15 protein-coding genes are annotated in these 22,100 nt (G+C 67.1%); 8 read left to right on the top strand and 7 right to left on the bottom strand.

All coding sequences use genetic code 11. The features are described 5' to 3' along the window. The first annotated feature begins 44 nt into the window (after window positions 1-44). Window positions 45-944: a LysR family transcriptional regulator gene (locus ACT89H_RS23290; RefSeq protein WP_445110774.1), complete on the top strand. Its 900-nt coding sequence runs from the start codon at window positions 45-47 to the stop codon at window positions 942-944. A 78-nt stretch (window positions 945-1,022) separates the two neighbouring features. Here the strand turns inward: ACT89H_RS23290 and ACT89H_RS23285 are convergent, their stop codons facing one another. The 5 genes from ACT89H_RS23285 to benA all read right to left on the bottom strand — a co-directional run bounded on the left by ACT89H_RS23285 (window position 1,023) and on the right by benA (window position 9,667). Further along, window positions 1,023-1,832 carry an IclR family transcriptional regulator gene (locus tag ACT89H_RS23285; RefSeq protein ID WP_445110773.1) on the bottom strand — a complete coding sequence of 270 codons (810 nt, stop codon included), beginning with the start codon at window positions 1,830-1,832 and terminating at the stop codon, window positions 1,023-1,025. 282 nt (window positions 1,833-2,114) lie between these two features. Further along, window positions 2,115-4,859 carry a helix-turn-helix transcriptional regulator gene (locus ACT89H_RS23280; RefSeq protein ID WP_445110772.1) on the bottom strand — a complete coding sequence of 915 codons (2,745 nt, stop codon included), beginning with the start codon at window positions 4,857-4,859 and terminating at the stop codon, window positions 2,115-2,117. Window positions 4,860-4,943: 84 nt separating this feature from the next. Continuing rightward, entirely contained in the window at window positions 4,944-7,709 is a 2,766-nt protein-coding gene (gene benC / locus ACT89H_RS23275) for a benzoate 1,2-dioxygenase electron transfer component BenC (protein WP_445110771.1), read from the bottom strand. 19 nt (window positions 7,710-7,728) lie between these two features. After that, window positions 7,729-8,259 carry a benzoate 1,2-dioxygenase small subunit gene (benB, locus tag ACT89H_RS23270; protein WP_445110770.1) on the bottom strand — a complete coding sequence of 177 codons (531 nt, stop codon included), beginning with the start codon at window positions 8,257-8,259 and terminating at the stop codon, window positions 7,729-7,731. Between the two features lie 13 nt (window positions 8,260-8,272). Beyond that, a complete protein-coding gene (gene benA, locus ACT89H_RS23265; protein ID WP_445110769.1) occupies window positions 8,273-9,667 on the bottom strand; it encodes a benzoate 1,2-dioxygenase large subunit in 1,395 nt (464 codons plus the stop codon). A gap of 252 nt (window positions 9,668-9,919) precedes the next feature. Between benA and ACT89H_RS23260 the strand changes: the two genes are divergently transcribed. From ACT89H_RS23260 to catC, 4 genes are read left to right on the top strand one after another with little or no spacing between them, the layout of a single operon-like run. Continuing rightward, window positions 9,920-10,828 (top strand): LysR substrate-binding domain-containing protein, encoded by a 909-nt coding sequence (locus ACT89H_RS23260; RefSeq protein ID WP_445110768.1) that lies wholly within the window; start codon window positions 9,920-9,922, stop codon window positions 10,826-10,828. Further along, window positions 10,825-11,928 carry a mandelate racemase/muconate lactonizing enzyme family protein gene (locus tag ACT89H_RS23255; RefSeq protein ID WP_445110767.1) on the top strand — a complete coding sequence of 368 codons (1,104 nt, stop codon included), beginning with the start codon at window positions 10,825-10,827 and terminating at the stop codon, window positions 11,926-11,928. Before ACT89H_RS23260 ends, ACT89H_RS23255 begins: the two co-directional genes overlap by 4 nt. Window positions 11,929-11,963: 35 nt before the next feature. After that, window positions 11,964-12,821, top strand: a complete 858-nt coding sequence (catA, locus tag ACT89H_RS23250; protein WP_445110766.1) for a catechol 1,2-dioxygenase — start codon at window positions 11,964-11,966, stop codon at window positions 12,819-12,821. Between the two features lie 28 nt (window positions 12,822-12,849). Further along, entirely contained in the window at window positions 12,850-13,140 is a 291-nt protein-coding gene (gene catC, locus ACT89H_RS23245) for a muconolactone Delta-isomerase (RefSeq protein ID WP_445110765.1), read from the top strand. Between the two features lie 285 nt (window positions 13,141-13,425). Here catC and ACT89H_RS23240 read toward each other — a convergent pair whose 3' ends face one another. Next, window positions 13,426-14,856, bottom strand: a complete 1,431-nt coding sequence (locus ACT89H_RS23240; protein ID WP_445110764.1) for an amidase — start codon at window positions 14,854-14,856, stop codon at window positions 13,426-13,428. 453 nt (window positions 14,857-15,309) lie between these two features. Here ACT89H_RS23240 and ACT89H_RS23235 point away from each other — a divergent pair, with 453 nt between their 5' ends. The 3 genes from ACT89H_RS23235 to ACT89H_RS23225 all read left to right on the top strand — a co-directional run bounded on the left by ACT89H_RS23235 (window position 15,310) and on the right by ACT89H_RS23225 (window position 18,399). Continuing rightward, window positions 15,310-15,588: a hypothetical protein gene (locus ACT89H_RS23235; RefSeq protein ID WP_445110763.1), complete on the top strand. Its 279-nt coding sequence runs from the start codon at window positions 15,310-15,312 to the stop codon at window positions 15,586-15,588. Window positions 15,589-15,849: 261 nt separating this feature from the next. Further along, entirely contained in the window at window positions 15,850-17,592 is a 1,743-nt protein-coding gene (locus ACT89H_RS23230) for an amidohydrolase (RefSeq protein ID WP_445110762.1), read from the top strand. 141 nt (window positions 17,593-17,733) lie between these two features. After that, the gene (locus ACT89H_RS23225) at window positions 17,734-18,399 is read left to right on the top strand and encodes a TetR/AcrR family transcriptional regulator (protein WP_445110761.1); all 666 of its coding nucleotides are present in this window, start codon (window positions 17,734-17,736) and stop codon (window positions 18,397-18,399) included. Window positions 18,400-18,460: 61 nt separating this feature from the next. Here the strand turns inward: ACT89H_RS23225 and ACT89H_RS23220 are convergent, their stop codons facing one another. Beyond that, complete coding sequence (locus ACT89H_RS23220) at window positions 18,461-21,931, bottom strand: protein kinase domain-containing protein (protein ID WP_445110760.1); 3,471 nt, start codon at window positions 21,929-21,931, stop codon at window positions 18,461-18,463. Window positions 21,932-22,100 lie beyond the last annotated feature (169 nt).

Raw genomic sequence — 22,100 nt, 5'->3', positions numbered from 1 at the left:
AGTGAAGAAAACGGCACTAGTTATTCAGTTGAATCGAGGATGGGGTGGCGAAGCTCACCATGCGGCACCTGGAATTGTTCGCAGCCCTGCCGCGACACGCCACCTTGGCCCAGGCTGCCGCCGCCCTGCATATCTCGGAATCCGGCCTGTCCCAGGCGGTTTCGGAGATCGAGCGAATCGTCGGTGAGCAGCTCTGCGTGCGCCGCAAGGCCAAGGGACTCCAGCTCACTCCGGCGGGCCAGTACTTCGCCCAGCGCGCTGGACAACTCGTCGACGAAGCGTCGGCCCTCGTCGGTGATCTCGCGGCAACCCGGGGCGAGATCACCGGCCCGGTCGGTGTCGGCTGCTACGTCGCGCTCGCCGACACCGTCCTGCCCGCGACGCTCGCCCACTTCGCCCGGCACCATCCCAAGGCCCGGATCGGAGTACAGGTCGGCGGCGACGATGACCTGCTGCCCGCGTTGGCCGACGGGCGCCTGGACTTCGCCGTGCTCTACGACATGTTCCTGCCGTCGGACCTCAACAAGCAGGTGATCTACGAGACCGAGGTCACGGCGGTGTTACCCGCCGATCACCGCTTGGCCGAGCAGCCCAGCGTGGCCCTGCGCGACCTCGCCGACGAACCGTTCGTGCTCCTCGACTCCGCGCCCAGCACCGCCAACACCCATCGCGTCTTCGCCGAACAGAACATCCAGCCCACGCTGGGCACCGCGGTTCCCACCATCGAACTCGTCCGCGCGCTGGTCGGACGAGGCGTTGGCTACGGCCTGCTGATGTCCCGGCCGAACGCACCGAAGGCCACCACCGAGGGCCGGCGCATCGTCACCCGACCGCTGCGACCCCGCGCCGGGCGAACAGCAGTGGTAGCGACCTGGCCCCGGCATATGACCCTCGGACCACGCGCTCGAGTGTTGCTCGACCGACTGGTCGACAGCTTGTCCTGAGCGCCGCGGTCGGGCGGGCCGCGGCTCGGGGTTCGGACCCGCGAAGGTGGTCGATGAATGCTCGATGACCAGTCGACTTCAGCTTTTCGACCAGGGCCTGGGCAGCCGTGGCGTGATCGGATTCGCCGGGCTGGTGTTGCTCAAGGCGACGGTCAGGCCTCTAGCCGCCGACTGCACGAGACTGGTCATCTCACGAATGTCCCTGCTACCGGGCGTGCTCAACAGCGAGACAGCCGCGATACCGATTTCCGGTGGGCCGACAACGAGAGCAGCACACGAAGCCGAGTTCGGCGTCAACTCCTCGATCGATGTCGCGGTACCGGTGCGCCGTACGCGCGCGATCTCGTAACGCAGGTCGTTCGGATCGGTGATCGTTTCGGCGGTGTAGGCCTTGAGCGACCCCTGCAGAACCTCCTGCTGAAAGTCGGCGTCGGAATGGGCGAGCAGCACCTTGCCGACCGCACTCGCATGCAGCGGCAACCGGCCGCCGGCCCGCCCGACCGGCGGTACGTCACGCGTTCCGCTGATCTTCTCGACCAAGATGGCCTGATGGCCGTTGAGCACGGCGAGCAGCACGTGAGCGTGCGTGGTTTCCCAGAGTCCCTGCAGAAACGGCAGCGCCGTCTCCCGCAGCCCATAAGTCCGAGTGCTTCGGGCGGCGACTTCCCACAGCCGCACTCCGATGGTGTAGTCGCCGCGTCTGGTGCGCTCGAGACCGCCCCATTCGACCAGCTCCCGAATCAGGCGATGCACTGTACTGGTCGGCAAGCCGCTGGCTCGCGCGATGTCGGACAGCGACCACTCGGTGCGCTCACCGGTGAACACCTCCAAAATGCTGAATATCTTGCTGGTCACCGACCGCCCAGGCAGAGCATTGTGGCCCGACATGAGTGCTCCTTCGCAGTCCGATGTCTCCCAGCTTCCCACTGACAGGAACGGCTTGTGTCTTCCATCACATAAGAGAGTCTTACATACGGGAAATCGGCGGAGACGTCGGCTCAGTGATGCGACGGGCTCCGAGCGCTTCGGCGACCGCACGGGATCCCATCGACCGCGTCCGATGCGCGGTGGTCGGTCGGCCCACCGTCCGCTCGGCAATGCCAGTTCGACGTGAACGATTCCGCTGTCCTCGAAGGGTGCGGTCAGCGTGCGACAGGCCGAAGCCCGCGACTACCCGCCCCCGGACGAGCCGCCGGGAGTCCCTGGATGGCCTGGACGCTGTGGGAGCTTGGGCTCGGGCGAATTTCGCAACGCGGCGAGTTCGACCCGGGAGCGGATTCCGAGCTTGGAATAGATGCGGGTCAAGTGGTATTGGATGGTTTTGGTCGAGACGAACAGTTCCGCCGCCACCTCACGGTTGGACATCCCTCGCGCCACCAGCTCGGCGACCGCCTCCTCCTGTGGCGTGAGCGCGTCCACCGCGCGTTCGAGCCGATGGACGCGGACGCCGCCGGCTTTGTGCTCGCGGTCGCAACGGATCACATAGGTCCGCGCGCCCAAGGCCACGAAGATGTCGCGGGCAGCGGTGAATTCCGCATCCGCCTCGCGGCGCTTCCCCGCTCGGCGCAGGATTTGACCATAACTGAACGTCACGCGGGCCCGGTCGTAACGCAACGGCAGCTCGTCGAGCAGACCGAGCGCGGTCTCGAACGCCTCCCTCGCGCCGTCGAGATCGCCGCGGACCCCGAGCAGATAACCACGGGCGCCGCCCAACCTGGCCTGCGCGGAGATGCGTCCCAGTTCGGCCGCACGGCGCTCGTGCTTCGCCAGAAAGCGGTCGGCCTCGTCGTATCGTCCCTCGGCGATCAACGCGTGCGCGTAGAGATCCGCCCACGGCCATTGCCCGGGATCATCGACATTTCCCCGCGCCCAGGGCTCGGTCAGCGGACGCAGGACGCGCAGTACACCCGCCGCGTCGGCACGCGCCTCCGCCCACTGAGCACGCGCGAGAAGCGAAGGCACCCGCATGATCTCGTAGTCCTGCGGACCGGCGTCGGCGCGGCGCAACGCCGAGTCGGCCTGCTCCCATTCACCGCGCAGAGTGTGCACTGCCACTACCGTCCACTGCACCAGAGGATCGAGCAGCACCATACCCGTCCGATCGATCAGCTCGGTGGCTTCACGAGCGATGCGCAACGCGTCTTCCCAGTCACCGGTGAGAAACCGCACCCGGGCCAGCCACGCGCGCGCCCACAACGAAATCCGGGTGGACCCACCCAAAAAGGTTGTGGGGACGGACATTTTGAAGTCGACACGGGCATCGTCGATGGCATCCGCGATCAGACTCACCCAACCACGACCGATCGCGACGCGCTGGACCTGAGCGCCACGCCGCACATGTTGTCCCAAATTCTCATAGGAGTGTCGGGCGGCCTCGACATCGCGGTAGGCCAGGCCGATGCCGCGAATAGCGGCGGCCTCGACGGCTGCCGGAGTATCCGCGCCGACCAGCCCGATCGCCCGATCGGCCCACGTCACCAATTCCTCCGGGCGACAGCGACACAGTGCATGCAGCACATAACGCTGACAGATCAACGCGGCGACATCGGGCTCTCGTCGGCTGTTCACCAGATCCCATGCCCGGCCGAGCCTGTTCTCGGCCTCCGTGGGCCGACCACGCACGATCGCGAGATACCCCAGCACGGCATTTCGCAATGGAGTTTCCCGCAGGCTCTCCACCGCGGGCACCAAAGCGGCCGCACCGAGCACATCGCCGGCGCCGATCAGGGCATCGACTGCCCTGGTGAGCCGGCTTTCCCGCGGCAACCGTTCCTCGGTGAGCCGACCCGAATCCCAGAGCAACCCCGCCGCCGCCCCCCACGCGCCTTCGGCCGCCCGCTCGACAGCCAATCTGTCGAGCCGGTCGGCAAGGGCTGAATCGGGTACCGGAGTCGCCGCGACGAGCAGCCGCACCTGCAGAAGGGGATCGTCGACCAGCTCGGCCGCCTGCCGCCGCAAGGCAGATGCCGCGGCCGGACCCATGGCGGCGAGAACCGCCGCCCGCACCATCGGATCCGCCGGGCCGACTTCGGTGAGACCACGGGGACCGAGCACCACGAGTCCCACGTCGACCGCCTCATCGACGACGGCGAGCACGTCGTCGTCGATACCGGCGAGGCGGGCCGCGTCGTGCACCGCGGTGCCCGGACCGAGTACCGCGACGGCCTCCGCGAACGTTCGGGCCCGCGCCGAACAGCGCTCCAGGATCTCCTTCACCCGGCCCGCGACGAGCGCGGGCGCAGGCAGGTCCGGGTCGAACCGTTCCCAGGTCGAGCGCGGGAGCTCGATGAGCAACTGCATGACATGCCGCGGCATGCCCCCCGTATGCGCCTGAAGGCGTTCGGCCATCGCCGGATGCAGCACGATGCCGTGCACGGCGGCCAACTCCCCCACCTCTGCGGCCGTGAACGGCTCGAGCGCGAATACCGCACTCGAGATGTGTTGCAGCAGTTCGAGAGTCGACCCCGGAACCGTGGGGTCGCCGATTACGGCCGATGCCACGACCAGAAACCCGCGCCCCGTGTGGTGACGGACCGCGGACCCCAGCACCTGCAGGGACTCCGGGTCCGTCCACTGCGCGTCGTCCACGATCACCAGCACGGTATCGCCGTAGTGATCGAGATGTCGGCGAAGTCGCTCCGCCACCTCGACGGGATCGCCACCGGTGTCCACCCGCGGCGCCAGCTGATCCAGCACGCCGTAACTGCGGCGCGCCTCCCACGGCGCGGCCGCGGCCCGCAGCACCGGCCCCTCGTGCCGGGCGGCGAACTCGTCCACCAGCGTGGTCTTGCCGACCCCGGCCTTTCCGCCGACGAGTACGCAGCACGAATCGCCCTCGCCGGCCCGCCGCAGCAAGTCGGTCAGGCCGGCGAGGGCGGTATCACGGGCGATCACCGCCGGGCGCTGCCGGGTCACCTCGCCACAGTAACCCGCTGCCGACGTCCGTGCGGCCACCTCGAGATCGCAACCACTTCGCCTCAGCGGTGGCCGAGCGACACATCAGCCGAGATCGCCGCCGCCCACCGGCAGCACGACACCGGTGATGTAGGACGCCTCGTCCGAAGCGAGGAAGGTGATGGCGGCCGCCTGCTCGTCGAGGGTGCCGTAACGCTTCATCGGGCTGGACGCCAGGGTCTGGTCGATGTGCGCCTGGTACCAGATCCGTTCCTGTTCCGTCTCCAGTGCCGAGCCGCCCCGGGAGATCCGGCGCGGCGGCGCGGCGGTTCCGCCCGGAGCCGTTGCCACCACACGGATACCGGCATCGGCATACTCCAGCGCCAGCGATGCGGTCAGGGCGTTGACACCACCCTTGGCAGCCGAATACGGGATTCGGTGGATCCCGCGGGTGGCGACCGATGACACGTTGACGATCACGCCGCTGCGCCGTTCGAGCATATTCGGCAGCACGGCGTGCGTGCACAGCATCGTGGTCAGCAACGAACGCGTGATCTCGGTACGGATCTCCGCCTCGGAGAACTCGACGAACGGCTTGAACCATATCGCGCCGCCGACATTGTTGATCAACACGTCGATCCTGCCGAACCGAGCCAGTGCCTGCGCGATCGCGAACTCCGCGCCTTCGCCGGTCTCCAGATCCGCGGTGACCGCGAGCGCGTCACCACCGGAGGCGACCAGTTCGCCCGCGACCTCGACCACCAGATCCGAGCGGTCGACCAGCACAACGCGGCCACCTTCGGCGCTGATCCGCCGGACCGTCGCCGCCCCGATGCCCTGGGCTGCTCCCGTCACCAGGACGACTTTGCCGTCGAAGCGCCCGGGGCTGATGAACCGCGGCCGCCGTGTGGCCTCGGCGTCGGCCAGCGCCCGGCGCATCGTGCTCTTGGAACGTTCGGAATGCTCGGTGACCAGTTGACGCGCGCGCTGCCGGTCACCGGCTTCGAAGGCAGCGACCAAGTCGAGGTGATCCTGCGCGCAGCGCGGGTCGCACCACGTCGCGTTCCGTAACGTTTCCTCCATGCGCGCGGTCACGCCGAGCGCGCGATACGCCTCGAGCAGGTGCGCATTGCCGGTGAGGGTGAACAGGTACTCGTGGAAAGCGGCGTTGGCGTCGGTGTAGGCCGCGGCGTCCACGAACCGATCGCCGTCTACGTAGGCGAGAGTCGCTTCGGCGAGCAGCCGGTAACCGGAGAGCTGTTGGGCGGTGAGTCTGCCGAGCGTGACCTCCAATGCACCCAGTTCGAGCGCCTGACGCGCTTCGAACACCGCGTCGGAGTCGTGCACCGACGGATGTTCCTCGCCGATCTCGTAACTGTCGACCGGGTCCGGCGCGGCGGGGGCCACCAGCGGAGCGAGGTCGTCCGACGAGCCGAACACCTGCTGACCGGCAATGGCGCGCGCCGATTCGGCAGGCCGCAGCGTGTCGTCGGCGTCGACGGCGCCGGGCGAGCCGCCACCGTCCGGCCAGACGATCTGGCCGGATATCGACCGGATCGCCTCGGGCTTCTCCGGCGCGGACGGATCCGTCCCCGTCGCTCCGCGTGGCGCCAACGAGGAAACCGGGAAGACCTCCTGGCCCGCGATCGCTCGGCCCTGCACCCGAACTGCTTCCTGGAGGCCGGCCGAAGCCGCCGATTCGACGACCACCGGGACTACCTCACCGAGAGCCCGCCCATCGGCAGCCGGTACGACGGTATCGGAAGCGAGTCCGGATCGGACCTGCTCCACAACGGGAGCCGCGGATGGCGCCTCGACGCTTGTCGTCGGGATTGCCGAGTCCGAGGAATTCCTATCGGCCCCGGCAGCCGACAAAGCGAACTTCTCGAAGAAGAATCCGGCCGGAACAATGCGCTGCTCCGCCAGATGCTTCCGGACCGACTCCACCATCGCCGGCGGACCGCACAGGTAGACCGCGCCTTCGCCGTCGTAGAGGTGGTCATCACGAATAAGGCTGGTCACGTAGCCTTTGTTCGGAGCGGAACTGGCCGGGTCGGCAACGCAGTACTCCCAGGTGAAGCCATCCACCTGCGAGGCCAATTCGGTCAAGGTATGGAGTTCGACCACGTCTTCGTCGGTGCTCGCCCCGTAGATCAGGTGCGCCGGCCTGCTCGACCCCGTGTCGCGCAGCGTCCGCACGATCGACAGGATCGGCGCCAATCCCGTTCCGCCGGCCAGCAACAGCACCGGTCCGGCACCCTCTCGCAGGAAGAAACTGCCGTTGGGGCCGGTGAAGGTGAGTTCATCGCCCACCGCCGCGCGTTCGGTGAGGTACCCCGACATGACTCCGCCGGGGGTGAGCTTCACGAGGAAGGTGAGGCGCTTCTCATCGGGCGCGTTGCTGAACGAATACGACCGGGACTCCGAGGTGCCGGGGACCGCGATATTGACGTACTGACCGGGAAGGAAGACCAGCCGCTCCCGATCCGGAATCTCCACGGTCACCCGGACCGTGGTCTCGGTCAGTCGTTCCAGCGCCGCGATAGTTCCGGTGAAGGTCGCCGCCTGCGTCTTCGCGACCGCGGAGGTGCTCGCGATCTGCAGCACGAGATCCGACTTCGGCTTCATGCTGCACGGCAGCACATAGCCGGCGGCTGCTTCATCGGCGGTCAGCGCGTCCTCGATGTAGTTGCCGCCGTCGTACTCGCCGGACTCACACAGCGCCTTACACGTGCCGCAGGCGCCGTCACGGCAGTCCAGCGGAATGTTGACGCGTTGCCGGTAGGACGCTTCCGCGACGGTCTGGTCCGCGGAACAGGTGATGAAGCGCGTCACCCCGTCCTCGAAAGCCAACGCAATCCGGTAGGTCATATCAGGTACCCCCGCGCGCTCAGAAGTGGTACACGTCGACGACGTGGTGGATGTAGTCGTTCTTGAGCACCACGGTCTTGCGACGGATCAGCGGGGAAGCGCCCGAGAAGTCGATCGTGTAGAAGGACGTCCCGTAGTAGGGATCGACGGTCTTGTACCGGAAATACATCGTGTGCCAGTTGAATCGGACGTCGACGAGGTCGCCGCGGCGCTCGATGACCTCCACATTGGAGATGTTGTGGCTGGTCCGGGGCTCCGGAATCGAGGTCGCGCTCGATCGCTCGGTCCGGATGCGGAAGACCCGGTCCTCCAGCCCACCCTTGTTCGGGTAGTAGATCAACGAGATGTCGGTCTGCGGATTCTCGGTCAGCAGGTCGTCATCGCCCCATGCGGGCATCCAGTAGACGACGTCATCGGCGTAACAGTCGAGCCATTTCTCGAATTCCCGGTCATCGAGGTAGCGGGCTTCCCGGTAGAGGAACTGCTCGATGTCGTTCTGGGTGATGAGCTTGGCGCCCACGTTCTGGGCGCTACCGGTGGTGGCGGTCATTGTGGTGATCTCCTCAGGCTTCGGCGCTGGTCGCGGCGGACTGGTCGGCGCTCGCTCGGGCGCGCTCGCGTGCCACGGCCGCACGCATGATCGAGCGCCAGTAGCCGTGCTGCACCGGGTACAGACCCTCGTCCTCGTTCTTCAGCCCGGCGGAGAGCACGCCGTTCATGCCGAGCGACTCCGCGACCGGGTCGGGTCCGGGCAGCCAGTGCTCGGCGCCGCGGCTCATGTCGTTCCACGGCGCGGCGGTCGCCTGGAAGGTGAGCTGGCAGGAGCGGAACTCCTCGAGGTCGTCCGGCGTCGCCATGCCGGAGGCATTGAAGAAGTCCTCGTACTGCCGGATCCGCCAGGCACGCGCGTCCGGGCTCTCCCCCTTCGGGGCGATGCAGTAGATCGTCACCTCGGTCTGGTTGTGGCTGATCGGCCGGAAGTGCCGGATCTGCGTGCTGAACTGGTCCATCAGGTACACATTCGGGTACAGCAGCAGGTTGCGGGAGCCTTTGACCATGAACTCGCCCTTGGCGTCGCCGAAGCTGCTCTTGAGCTCGTCGATCCGAGGCCACAGCGGCCGGTCCTGCGGGTTGGCTGCCCACGTCCACAGGCAGAGGTGACCGTTCGGATACGACCAGTACCCGCCACCGGACTTGCCCCAGCCGCCGGCGTCCAGCGTCTTGGTGTCGTTCTTGGATTGTCCGGAATTACGGCGCGCGGTGGTGGCGGCGTAGTTCCAATGCGTCGCGGTGACGTGGTAGCCGTCGGCGCCGTTCTCGGCCTGCACCTTCCAGTTTCCGTCGTAGGTGTACGTCGAGGAGCCACGCAGCACCTCGAGCCCCTCGGGCGACTGGTCGACCAGCATGTCGATGATCGTGGTGGTGTCGCCGAGATGCTCGGGCAGAGTCACCACATCCGCGTTCAAGCTGCCGAAGAGGAACCCGCGGTAGCTGTCGAACCGCGCCACCTTCGTGAGGTTGTGCGACCCGTTGGTATCGAACGACTCGGGATAACCCGCGCCGTCGGGGTCCTTCACCTTGAGCAGCTTGCCGTCATTGCGGAAGGTCCACCCGTGGAACGGGCAGGTCAGGGTGAGGCGGTTGTCCGTCTTACGGCGGCAGAGCATGGCCCCGCGGTGGGCGCAGGCGTTGATCAGGCAGTGCAGCTCGCCGTCGCGGTCCCGGGTGATGACGATCGGCTGCCGGCCGATGTAGGTGGTGAAGTAGTCACCGGGGTTCGGGACCTGGCTCTCGTGGGCGAGGTAGACCCAGTTGCCCTCGAAGATGTACTTCATCTCGAGTTCGAAGATGTCCTCGTCGGTGAAGATCCGACGATTCGCCCGGTAGATACCGGCCTCATGATCCTCGACGATCGCGTCGTCGAGGACGCCGGACAGGTGATCGAGGGTACTGGTCATTGAGTCCTCCAACAGCGTCGAGCGGCTTCGCTCCGGCCACGGACGGCACTCCCGTCCTGGCATGTCTGTCAATACAAACAGGATGTGACCTCACTCACCCCAGGTGATTGCCCAGTTCTGACCTGGGCGGCCATTCATCAATCTTGCGTATCAATAGTGCGATAATAAGTATTTGTCTGAACTCAATATCCGTGTCTACCGTGACTCAATGCACAGATCGAGGCGAGTCGCGGAGTTCGGGAAGGAGGCCCCATGGAGTTACGCCACCTGCGTTACTTCGCGACCGTCGCCGACACCTGCCACTTCGGCCGCGCGGCGGAACGGCTGCACATGGCGCAGCCCGCGCTGTCGCAGGCGATCCGCCAGCTGGAGACCGAGCTCGGCGCCGAGCTGCTCACCCGTACCACTCGCCAGGTGTCCCTGACTCCGGCAGGCGAGTTCCTGCGCGGCGAGGCCCAGCGCGTGCTCGACATCGTCGACGAGGGAACTCGCGGCGTCCGCCGGATCGCCGCGGGCAGGCGCGGCATGGTCCGTCTGGCCTTCACCGGCACGGCGGCGCTGTCGCACCTCCCGCGGATCGCTCGCACGATGCGGCGCGATCTGCCGGGCGTTGCCCTCGAAGTGCATTCCGACCTGCTCACCTCCGCGCAGTGCGATCGTCTGCGCGAGGGCAGTCTCGACCTGGGCGTGCTCCGCCCACCCATCGAGGGTGACGGCATCGCGCTGCACACCCTGGAGGTCGAGCCGCTCGTGCTGGCCGTGCCCGCCGACCACCGGCTCGCCGTCGAGCCCGTGGTCGCGATGTCGGATCTGCGCACGGAAAAGTTCATTGTTTACGCGAGTCCGGACTCGGTGGTCAATGCGGCGGTTGTGCGCAGCTGCCGGACTGCCGGCTTCAGTCCACATCGCGAGCACGAGGCCACCGGCACAGGTGTGCTGCTGGCCCTGGTCGCCGGCGGACTGGGCATCGCCGTCCTGCCCGCCTCGGCCCGGGCTCTGCCCCTGGCCGGGGTCGTGTTCCGCGATCTCGTCGACGCCGAAGCGGTCGAGCTGGCGCTGGCCTGGCGCCGCGACCACGACTCCGCCGCGGTCGCATCCGTTCTCGAAGTTCTGACAGATGCCCTGGCGGCGGACCACCCACCTACCGAGGTCAGCCGATGAAAATTACTGCTGTAGAAGCGATTCCGTTCGCGATCCCGTACCGCAAGCCCCTGAAATTCGCCTCGGGCGAGGTGCACGTCGCCGAGCATGTGCTGGTGCGGGTGCACACCGACGACGGCGTCGTCGGTGTCGCCGAGGCGCCGCCACGTCCGTTCACCTACGGCGAGACCCAGGACGGGATCGTGGCGGTGATCCGGAAGATCTTCGCTCCGCAGATCATCGGGCTGACGCTGCTGCAACGCGAGACCATCGGCGCACGGCTGAGCCGCACCGTCGGCAACCCGGCCGCCAAGGCGGCGCTCGACATGGCCGTGTGGGACGCGCTCGGCCGTACCCTCGACGTCCAGGTGACCGAATTGCTCGGCGGTTACACCGACCGTATGCGGGTCTCCCACATGCTGGGTTTCGCCGAGCCCGCCGCGATGGTCGCCGAGGCCGAACGCATGCGCGACCAATACGGCATCACCACCTTCAAAGTGAAGGTCGGCCGCCGGCCGACGAGCCTCGATATCGCGGTCGTGCGGGCTCTGCGGGAACGGTTCGGTGACAGCGTCGATCTCTACATCGACGGCAATCGCGGCTGGACCGCCTCGGAGTCCGCGGCAGCCATGAAGGACATGGCCGACCTCGGACTGCTCTTCGCCGAGGAACTCTGCCCGGCCGACGACGTTCTCGGCAGGCGGTGGCTGGTCTCCCAGCTGGACGTGCCGTTCATCGCCGACGAGTCGGTGCCCACACCGGCCGACGTCACCCGGGAGGTATTGGCCGGCGCCGCCACAGCGGTCAGCATCAAGACCGCCCGCACCGGCTTCACGGGGTCGCAGCGTATCCATCACCTCGCCGAAGGGCTCGGCCTGGAAATCGTGATGGGCAACCAGATCGACGGCCAGCTCGGCTCCGTGTGCGCCGTCGCTTTCGGCGCCGCCTTCCAGCTCACTTCACGGCGGGCAGGCGAACTGTCCAACTTCCTCGACATGAGCGACGATCTGCTCGCCGAACCACTGCAGATCCGGGACGGTGAACTCACCATCCGTCCGGGCGCGGGCCTCGGCGCCGAGCTGGACCCCGACAAGCTCGAGCGCTACCGGCAAGACCACTGAAATTCCTACAGCCCAAGAGAATCAAGGAGGATTCAATGACCACTACCGGCATCGAACCCACGGCGGCCGATTCCGGCGCGAGCGCCACCGCCCGGTTCAAGACGGACAAGTCCGCCGGCGCCGCCGGGACGCCGAAAGAGCGCGTCGATCTCCTCGCGCGCGAAGTGCTCGAGGCGGTCCACGCGACGATCCGCAAGCACCACGTCACCTACGAGGAGTACAACGCCGTCAAGGCATGGCTGATCGAGGTCGGCGAGACCGGCGAATGGCCACTGTTCCTCGATGTCTGGGTCGAGCATGTCGTCGAGGACGTGAACACCAAGCACCGCAAGGGCAACAAGGGCACGATCGAAGGCCCGTACTACGTCCCGGGCTCGCCCGAAATCGGTTCGCGTGGCGCGGTGCCGATGCGGGAGAACGAATCCGGCACCCCGTTGACCTGGACCGGCCGGATCACCTCGACGGACGGCACCGTCCTCGACGGTGCCCGGATCGAACTGTGGCACGCCGACGCCGACGGTCTGTACTCCCAGTTCGCACCCGGCATCCCGGAGTGGAACCTGCGCGGCAGCTTCACCGCCGACGCCGAGGGCCGGTTCGAGATCCGCACCGTGCGCCCGGCGCCGTACCAGATTCCCACCGACGGCGCGTGCGGCAAGCTCATCGCGGCCGCCGACTGGCACGCCTGGCGTCCGGCCCACCTGCACGTGAAGGTGTCCGCGCCCGGGCACGAGTTGCTGACCGCGCAGTTGTACTTCCCCGACGACGCGCACAACGATGACGACGTCGCCTCGGCGGTCAAACCCGAACTCGTTCTGCACCCGGAGACCGCAGCGGACGGCGTGTCGGAGACGATCGCGTACGACTTCGTTCTCGATCCCGTCGAAGCCTGACAATCGCTTTCGCCCAAGGAGTTCACACATGCTGTTCCACGTGCGGATGGACGTACAGATCCCCCACGACCTTCCGGCCGATATCCGCGCCGACATCGTCGCCCGGGAGAAAGCCTACAGCCAGACGTTGCAGCGCGACGGGAAATGGCCGCACCTGTGGCGCATCGTGGGTGAGTACTCCAATTTCTCCATTTTCGATGTCGAGTCCAACGACGAATTGCACGAATTGCTTTCCGGGTTACCGCTTTTCCCTTATATGGCGATCAAGGTCACCCCGCTGGCGACGCACCCGTCGAAGATAGACGACTCGGGGAACTGAATAGATTTCCCTCGCACATCTCGGGCCGGGCCGGATACTCAGATCAGAGTTCCGGTCCGGCCCTTCCGTATGGTTGTAGTTGTTTCTGATGACATCACCTGACTCCCGTTCCTGGGTGGTCGCGTCATCAGGGCCGCTCAGATGGAACTGTGACCTGCGGACATACAAACGCCCGCCGGTGGATTCCGCGGCGATGAGCCGCGGAATCCACCGGCGGGCAGAATGTTCTGTGCTGTGGACGTACTGGCGCGCGACCACGCACGCCAGTACGTTCCTTCGTTCCGGTCAGATCGGCCGGGGGTCGATGGGGGTCGTGAACTTCGACCTGCTCTCGATGACTTCGCCGGCTTGCAGGAGGGTTTCCTCGTGGAATGCCCGCCCCGCCAATTGGACACCGATCGGAGCACCCGACGTCCGCGTCACAGGCAGGCCGAGTCCGGGCAGTCCGAGTGCCGCGACGGCGGTGTTCGGCCACTGGTGCCTGATGAGCTCGCGGGTGCGTTCGGCCGACCGCACGTCCTCACCGAGCGTGAACGCCGGCTCACCGGACAGTGGCAACAGCAGGATCGGGTACCGATCCATGACCTCCAAGACCTGCCGGCTCACCAGCGACAGCCGCGCCTGGGCGTGCAGGTAATCGTCCACGGTGACAGTGCCGAATACGTCCCCGTACGCGGCTGCCAGGTGGTCGAAGAACGCCCGGATCCCCGCATCGCCGACCCGGGCGACCTCGGCGAACATACCGCCGGCCCGCAAATCCGTCAGCGTGAGCTGCCACCACAAGGTTGCGGCCTCACCCAGCACCGGCAGTTCCACTTCGTCCACCTCGTAGCCCGCAGCGGACAGCCAGGCCGCAGCGGTGCGCACCGCGTCATCGGTCTCCGGCTGACCGGGCCCGGCGAGCGGATGACTTCCAGGATGTGTCACGACGCCGACCCGAATCGGCCGAGCCAACTCGACGTGCCGAGCCGGAATCCACGACGGATCGCGGGGGTCCGCGGACTCCATCGCGCGCAGACCGAGGCGGACATCCGCGATGGTGCGTCCCATGGGACCCTGTACGCCGAATTGCTGCAGGCACAGCGGCATGCCCATGCCGGGCGGCGCGTGCCAGCCCGGAATCCGGCCCCGAGTGGGACGCAATCCGGCGACACCACACACCGCGGCGGGATAGCGGATGGATCCGGCGATGTCGTTTCCGTGCGCGACGCTCACTACGCCGGTTGCCAGCGCGACCGACGAGCCGCCGCTCGACCCACCCGGGGTCACGGTCGGATCCCACGGGTTACGGGTGACGCCGAACGCGTCGCTGCTGGTGGACCACATGAACGAAAACGGCGGGCAATTCGTCCGGCCGATCGGAACAGCTCCTGCCGCGAGCAGGTTCGACACCACGGGCGACGACTCGGCGGCGATATTCGCACGATAGGCTTCGACGCCATCCGGTGTCGGCAGGCCCTCTACCGCGGTGTTGAGCTTGATTGCGGTGGGGACGCCGTGCAGCGGGCCCAGTCGCTCGCCTCGAACGACCGCCGCGTCGGCGGCCTTGGCCAGTTCGAGCGCGTTGTCCAGCACGTCGCCGAAGGCATTCGAAACGGCATTTGTTGCTTCGAGTCGAGCAATCGCGGAACTCACGACTTCTGTCGAGGAGACCTCCCCGTCCCGAATCCCGCGCGCCGCCTGTTCGGCGGACCAACGCCACAACTCATCACTCATGTTCTTTTTCCAATCAGTCGGGCAGACGACGCTGCCGGACGGTCGCAAATCTGCTGGTCGACGCGGGACAGGAAGGCACCGTGCGATCTATGATGGCAAGGACCGAAGCGCTACTTAACAGCAGATTCAGTATTTGTACCCTTCGTTCATATTTGTGTCAATGGCCATAGTCCGGCGGCGCCGCCGCGCAGAGATCCGCCCCGCGGCCCGCGCCGCGACGAGGATGTGAACCTACCGGTCGCCGACAGGCCCCTCCGCACCGAATCGGACTCGGGTGGGCCGCCCGGCACGAAGGGATCGACGGCGTCCGGGACCCTCCCGCGCGAACTCGCAGGCCAGGGTCGGCTTTACTGCTAGTAAATTTTCTTGTTTAAAAGTTGATTTTACTTCCTGAAGGTCTGCGCTTCTCGTATAGTCATGCGCACCGCCCTTGCCAGACGTAGGAGCACCGACGTGATCGAGCTCGAGTTCCGCGACCGAGAAGTCCTGGTCGTCGGAGGCGTGTCGGTTACCGGTTCGCCGGTTGCGAAGCTCTGTGTCGGCGCGGGCGCGTGGGTCGGTGTTGCCGGCCCGACCCCGCAACGGCCGGCGCCGGCGCTCGAGGTCCATGCCCACCCGATCTTCGGTGGACGATCGGACAGCTCGGGCGTCGACGGCGGCCCCCATCGACAGTCCGGTCGCGATCCTGAAGAAGGTTTCGATGCCCGCGCGGACCCTCCCTCCCAGGGATAGGTAATCGCTGGCGGCGGTAGCCGCCGAGGCGTACAAAAAGATACATACCCGGCCGAGACGCGATCCGTCCGGTGCTCGTCACGAGTCGGCAGGCCCGCCGATCGAGTGTGCGCGGCAACCCCACACCGACCTGGTCGACATCGCTCCGCCACAGGACCGCACGACCGGAATCGTCCCGGCCCGTTTCCGAGAACGGATGACCTCCGGCTCGGATCTCTGAGCGCACTTTCTCATCAGACAGCACACGATTGGAGACCTCGAATGAACGCACCTGCCACTCAGCCGAACATCGTCTATACCGGCGGCCAGGTGATAGTCGATTCCCGCGGCCCGGCCGCAGAGGCCATCTGGATTCATGACGGTCGCATCGGTGCCGTGGGGACGGCCGACGAGGTGATCGCCGCTGCCGGGCCGGATGCCGAACACCAGGACCTCGATGGCGCGGTCGTCATCCCGGGCCTGATCGACACCCATCCGCACCTGTTGCACTTCTCGGGCTTCCTCGCCGGTCTGGTGAACCTGGCCGACGTCCGCGATCACGAGGAGATCGTCGCCCTGCTGCGGGAAAAGGCCGAGCAAACCCCGAAGGGCAAGTGGGTGCGCGCCACGCCGGTGGGCGAACCGCACTACTTCAGGCGTCGTGGCTATCGCGACCTGGTCGAGGGCGAGTTGCCCAACCGCCATGTCTTGGACCGCGCCAGCACCGACCACCCGGTGATCATCGAGGCGTGGGCGCCGGTCCTGCCCAATGCGCTCGCCATGAACTCCGCGGCGCTGGAGCTGCTCGGCATCGACGCCACGACTCCGGACCGGGCTTCGGATGTCTGGATCGAGAAGGATGCCGACGGCAACCCCACCGGCATCCTGCGCGGCAACGTGACCAACTATTACAACGATGATCCGTTCTTCGCGGGCCTGCACGCCAAGATGCCCCCGATCGTGGACCTCGAACTCGCTCCCGGCGCGGTGATCGCGGGTATGGCCAAGTACAACAGCATGGGTATCACCACTGTGTACGAGGCGCACGCCATGACGTTCGACCTGCTCGACGCTTACCGGGCGCTTCGGGCCCACAACCTGCTCACCGTGCGGGTGAAGGCCGCCCCCGAACTGCAGCCCCGGGCAATGATCGAGGACACCGAACTGCCGCCGGAGGGCATTCGGGCCAACCTCGAGAAGGCGTTGGCGATCACCGAACTGGAGGACGAGTGGCTGCGCTTCGACGGGATCACCACGTGCACATACGGCCCGTGTCACAGTGGGAATCTGTACTGGCCCGCCGGATACAAGGACGCGTACGGCCGCGACACCACCGGAAAACGTGTGGTTTCCGCGGAAGCCAACCGGATGGCGTTCGAATTCTGTGCCGAGCACGGTCTGCGGCTGAACCTCTGCGCGGTCAGCCCGGCCGAGATCGACGATCATCTGGCCATGGCCGATGAAGTGATGGCCGAATACGGGCTCGACCGTACGGGCTGGGTGGTGCAGCACGGGTTCCTCCTGCGGGAAGACCAGGCCAAGGCACTCGTCGATCGCGGCTTCGACATGACCGTCTCGATGAGCTTCACCTTCGGTAAGGGCGACACGATCGCGGAGCGGTTCCCCGCGGATGCGCTGCCGCTGCTCAACCCGCTGCGGCAGGTCATCGACGCCGGCCTGCGGCCTGCCGGCGGCATGGACTGGGGTCCGAACAACCCGTGGGAGCAGATGCAGCTGGCACTGACCCACAAGCGGTACCCGAGCGGCGCGAGCAATGCCGGACCGGCCCAGGTGATCAGTCGCGAAGAGGCGTTCGACATGTGGACGGTCAACGGCGCCGAAGTAATCCGTTGGGAGGGCCTGGGCGCTCTGGCACCCGGTAACCCCGCCGATATCGCCATCGTCGACCGCAACCCGATTACTTGCGATCTCGACGACCTGCCGCACACCCGCGTGCTGCGCACCCACCTCGGCGGCCGCATCGTGCACGACGACAACACCTTGAAGGCCGCCGCCGAGGTGTGACACCACGTCCGGCCGGACGCGACCGGGGTCATGAACCAGGCCGGTTCATGACCCCGGTCTTCGGTGCCGTCCGCCCTGCCCGCGCCGTGTGAGCACCTCGATACACTGGCAGCCGCACAGTCGAGATCGAATAGGGCCGTCATGAGCAATCCCGCAGCACAACGAGCCGAGCGGCCGATGCGTGCGGACGCAGCACGGAATCGGCGGCGAATTCTGGCGACCGCGCACCGAGTGCTCGCCGAGCGCGGTTTCGACTTCACGCTCGACGATGTCGCCGCCGCGGCCGGAGTCGGCGTCGGTACCGTCTATCGCCGCTTCGCGAACAAGCAAGAACTGATCGACGAACTGCTCGAGCAGTATCTCCGCGAGATCGCCGAGCGCGCCGCGGTGGCCGCGACCTGTCCCAGCCCCTGGCAGGGATTGGTCGAGTTCATGCGTTTTGTCGGGCGACGCGCGGCGGAGAGTCGCGCCTTCGGTCGCATGATCGTCGAAATACGGGATGGCACAGAGCTTTTCGAGTATTTCTGGCGGAGTATCGATCCGCCTCTGGCGCAGCTGCTCGAACGCGCGAAGAACGCCGGGGACCTGCGCGGGGACGTCGCGGTGACCGACCTGTTCGCGGTAGTCGTCATGCTGGATCCGGTCGCGGCGTTCGTCCGGACGGTCGACCCGGGCAAGTGGGAGCGGTACCTGGCCTTCGCCTTGGACGGCATGCGAGCCGCAGGCCCGGGCCACTCGACACCGGCTCCGACCGCGTTGACCGAGGAGCAGGTGGGCCGCGCGCTGCGCTGTCGGCACCGACGGTAGCCGTTCGGCCACACCAGGCGGGCCGCCGCCTCCGCGCTGCGGCACCTCGATGGCCCCACGGTCAGGTGCGCTGTGCGTGGCTTCCGGCCAGCGGGCTACGGCCCTGCGGCACCCGCTCGAACTGCGCGAGCACCTGCCGCAGGAAGGACCGCATTTTGGCGGATGTCGTGGTGTCCTGCAGTGTTTCGATCACCGGCCGCAGCTGCTCGCCACTGTCGACGACAACCCGCACCAGCCCATGTTCGGCGCAGCGGATCAGGGCCGGCTCCAGCAATCGCACGGCCTGCGCCATTCGTCCGGTCGCCGACAGACAGCATCCGTGCAAGAGCTCGGCGTTCAGCAACGCGTGCGGCCGATCCTGCGTGGCGATACCGCGCACCAGGTCCTCGGATCGGCGGCACGCTCGATCCGCCGCCGCCGCGGTTCCCTCGGCGAGCAGCAGGCGGATCGCGGACTCCTGGTGCAACTCGGAAGCGACACCCGACGGCGCATCCGCGTGCGGAACATACGGCGGAAGCTGCTCCAAGGCCAGCCGCTCGGCATCGGTCAAGGGCAACCCCAAACGGACGCGCTCGTTCAGCATCCGGGCCGACAGCCGCTGCAAAGACCGGTTGGTCGCGATCTTGGCGCCCTCGGCCAGCAGTTCATATGTCGTCTCGAGGTCGCCGCGTACCGCGGCCACGCGCACACCGGTGCCGTAGGTGGCCAGCAAGAACTCCACAACGCCGCCCTCCGGGCGCAGGTGAGCCGCCAGTAGTTCCTCGGCCTCGATGAATTGTCCCTTCTCGTAGAGCAGCTCGCCGAGCAGCGCACTGGTCAGCAGGGTGGCATCCGACTGCCCGCCGGTCTCCAGCGCTTGACGCAAGGCGGTCCGATACCGAGACTCCGCGGTGTCGATATCGAGCTGCTGATACGCGGCGGCTCCGTCGATGCAATCGGAGTACACCGGGCCGTACGGGCCGTGTGGGAGATCCCGATACGGCTCTACCCGACGATGCCAGCGGTGCACCTCGTCGAAGTCGAACCGATACAACGCCGACACCATGGCGGCCAACGCCGTCGCATGCGCCAGGAAGGGCCGGATCGGCTCACGGAATCGCGCGAGCACCGCCTCCGGGGTGGTCGCGGGCCGGTCCACGACCAGGGTGGCCGCGGTACGGACGACATCCACTTCCAGACGTGTTTCGGCGGTCGTCTCGTCGCCGGGCGGCGCCGCGTCGAGGAGCGCGTCGGCGCGTTCGACGGCGGCCAGCGCGTCGGCCGGACGTCGCAAGGAGATGCTCGCCCAGGCGATGTGCACCTGCAGCATGGGGTTCAGCGCGGTGAGCGATGGGGGCAACTTGGCCACGAGCCCGAGAAAAGTCGCGTTGCGCCCCTTCTCGATCAATTCTTCGGCATGCGCGTCCACCAGTGCCACGGCGCGCTCGGGCTCGCCGGCCGCGAGCGCATGGTCGACAGCTTCGGCGAACAGGTCGTGATCGGCGAACCAATCCGATGCCTTCAGATGCAGCTCCTCGAGCAACCCGGGATGCCTGCGGACCAGCCGGCTGCGCAGGAAGTCGGCGAACAGCGCGTGATATCGGAACCAGTGCAGGTCGTCGTCGATACTGCGCAGGAACAGATCCCGTTGCCGTACCTCCTCCAGCAGTTCCTGTCCGGAGCTCACACCGGCCAACGCCTCGGCGAGTTCTCCGCAGATCCGATCGGGTACCGCGGTCCGCATGACGAATTCGAGCATGCGTGGTTCGAGCGCGTCGATCACGTTCTCCATCAGATATTCCCCGATGGCGTAGTGCCGCCCGGAGATCTGGTCGAGGCACGCGCCCGGATCGTCGCGTCCACGCAGCGACAGCGATGCCAATTGCAATGCGGCGGCCCAGCCTTCGGTCGACTGGCGCAACCGCTCGACATCCGCGGCCGCCAGGGACAAGCCGTCGGCCCCGGCGAGGAACTCGGCGGTCTCCTCCGCGTCGAATCGCAAGCCGGTCTCGTCGATCTCGACGAGTTCGTCGCGAACCCGCATGCGGCCCAGCGGTAGTCCACGCCGGCTACGGCTGGTGACGATCAGGCGCAGGTGGTCGCAGCCGTGATCGAGGAGGAACTCCATCGCCGCGATGGTGGCGGGATTGGTCACCCGGTGCCAGTCGTCGATCACCAGCGCGACCGGCTCCGCCCGATTGTGGATCTCATCGATGAGCGTGGCCAGCACGTGCCGCACGGCATCACTGGAGCGTTCCTCGAGCATCTGCGCCAGCTCCTGCGCCACATCGGGGTGGACCAGTCGAACTGCCTCGACGACATGCGACAGGAACCATACGACGTTGTTGTCGTCCAGGTCCACACTCAGCCAGGCCGCCCGGACGCCTTCGTCGGCGAGCATGTCCACCCATTCCGCGGCCAGCGTGCTCTTGCCGAATCCGGCCGGCCCGTGGATGAGCACCAGCCTGCGCGACCGTCCTTCCCGCAACACGTCGAGCAGTCGGTGCCGCTGCACGGGTTCACGGCGCGAGGTGGGCGGGCGGTAACGCGTCGACGGTGCCGGTGCCGGTGCCGGTGCCGGCGACGGACCGGGCCGCATCGTGGCGACGGTGACCGGCGGCGCGGCCGCGGCCGGCTGGTCGGTGTCGGTCCCGCCCAGCAAGGCCATCGCGTCCACCGTCAGCCCGCAGGAGAATTGGATGTTCCGCAGCCGCTCCCCGAGTTCGCGGGCGGTGGCGGGCCGCGCCGCCGGGTCTTGCGCCATCGCGCCTTCGATCGCGGCGCACAACAACGCGGGGACTCCGCTGCGGCGCAGGTCCGGCACCGGGTCGGAGGTGATCCGCAGGAACTGGGCGACTATCGACTCCCCCCGCCGGCGTTCGAACGCCGCGTGACCGGTCAACAAACAGAACAGGGTCGCGCCCAACCCGTAGATATCCGCGACCGGTGTCGGGTCCGCGCCCCGGAGCACCTCCGGGGCGGTGAACGCCGGGGTCCCCGCCACCAACCCGGCGCTGGTCTGGAAGGCGCCGCCGATACGGGCGATGCCGAAATCGCCGAGCTGCGGCTCACCATAGTCGGAGAGCAGGATATTCGATGGATTCACGTCCCGGTGCACGATCCCCGCGGCATGCGCTACCGCCAGCGCGCCCGCGATCTTCACGCCGACCGACAGCACCTCCTGCCATGGCATCGGGCCGTTATCGCAGACCCTCGACCGCAACGACCCGCACGCGTAGAACGGCATCACCAGGTAGGGCTTGCCGGTGGCGGTGATGTCGGCGCGCAACACCTGCACGATATGCGGATGTCCGGCGAAGCGACCCATCGCCCGCTGTTCCCGCAGGAACCGAGCCCGCTCGTCCGCGCCGCTGTCGGACTCCAGGACCTTCACCGCTACTGTGCGCTCGAGGGCGTGCTCGACACAGCGGTAGACGACGCCGAACCCACCACGCCCGATTTCCTGCGCATCATCGAACCCCGCCGCGGCCAGTTCCGCGGCGACGTTCAAGCTCAGGTCGCGCTGTGTTCCTTCTAGGTCCTGATCGGCCATCGCCCGCTCATCCGCTCGCCGCGAGAATAGGCCCCGACACCTCGATCGTAACCCCGGACAAAACGTGGAGCAGAAACTTCGCCCGCCGCACTCGGGTGCGGATCGTCCGCCGATCTCGGCACGGTGCCGCACAGCGCGGACAACCTGGATCTCCACCTGCGACGGGCTA

The sequence above is a fragment of the Nocardia aegles genome, assembly GCF_052545135.1.
Note: the sequence above shows the minus strand (reverse complement) of the source record. Positions and strands in the feature narration are given on the sequence as shown.

Coding starts and splice junctions, on each gene's coding strand:
- benC (WP_445110771.1), bottom strand. CDS start 7,709: ATGACCTACCGGATTGCGTTGGCTTTCGAGGACGGGGTGACGCGCTTC.
- ACT89H_RS23260 (WP_445110768.1), top strand. CDS start 9,920: ATGGAGTTACGCCACCTGCGTTACTTCGCGACCGTCGCCGACACCTGC.
- ACT89H_RS23255 (WP_445110767.1), top strand. CDS start 10,825: ATGAAAATTACTGCTGTAGAAGCGATTCCGTTCGCGATCCCGTACCGC.
- ACT89H_RS23230 (WP_445110762.1), top strand. CDS start 15,850: ATGAACGCACCTGCCACTCAGCCGAACATCGTCTATACCGGCGGCCAG.
- ACT89H_RS23285 (WP_445110773.1), bottom strand. CDS start 1,832: ATGTCGGGCCACAATGCTCTGCCTGGGCGGTCGGTGACCAGCAAGATA.
- ACT89H_RS23240 (WP_445110764.1), bottom strand. CDS start 14,856: ATGAGTGATGAGTTGTGGCGTTGGTCCGCCGAACAGGCGGCGCGCGGG.
- catA (WP_445110766.1), top strand. CDS start 11,964: ATGACCACTACCGGCATCGAACCCACGGCGGCCGATTCCGGCGCGAGC.
- benA (WP_445110769.1), bottom strand. CDS start 9,667: ATGACCAGTACCCTCGATCACCTGTCCGGCGTCCTCGACGACGCGATC.
- ACT89H_RS23220 (WP_445110760.1), bottom strand. CDS start 21,931: ATGGCCGATCAGGACCTAGAAGGAACACAGCGCGACCTGAGCTTGAAC.
- benB (WP_445110770.1), bottom strand. CDS start 8,259: ATGACCGCCACCACCGGTAGCGCCCAGAACGTGGGCGCCAAGCTCATC.
- ACT89H_RS23225 (WP_445110761.1), top strand. CDS start 17,734: ATGAGCAATCCCGCAGCACAACGAGCCGAGCGGCCGATGCGTGCGGAC.
- catC (WP_445110765.1), top strand. CDS start 12,850: ATGCTGTTCCACGTGCGGATGGACGTACAGATCCCCCACGACCTTCCG.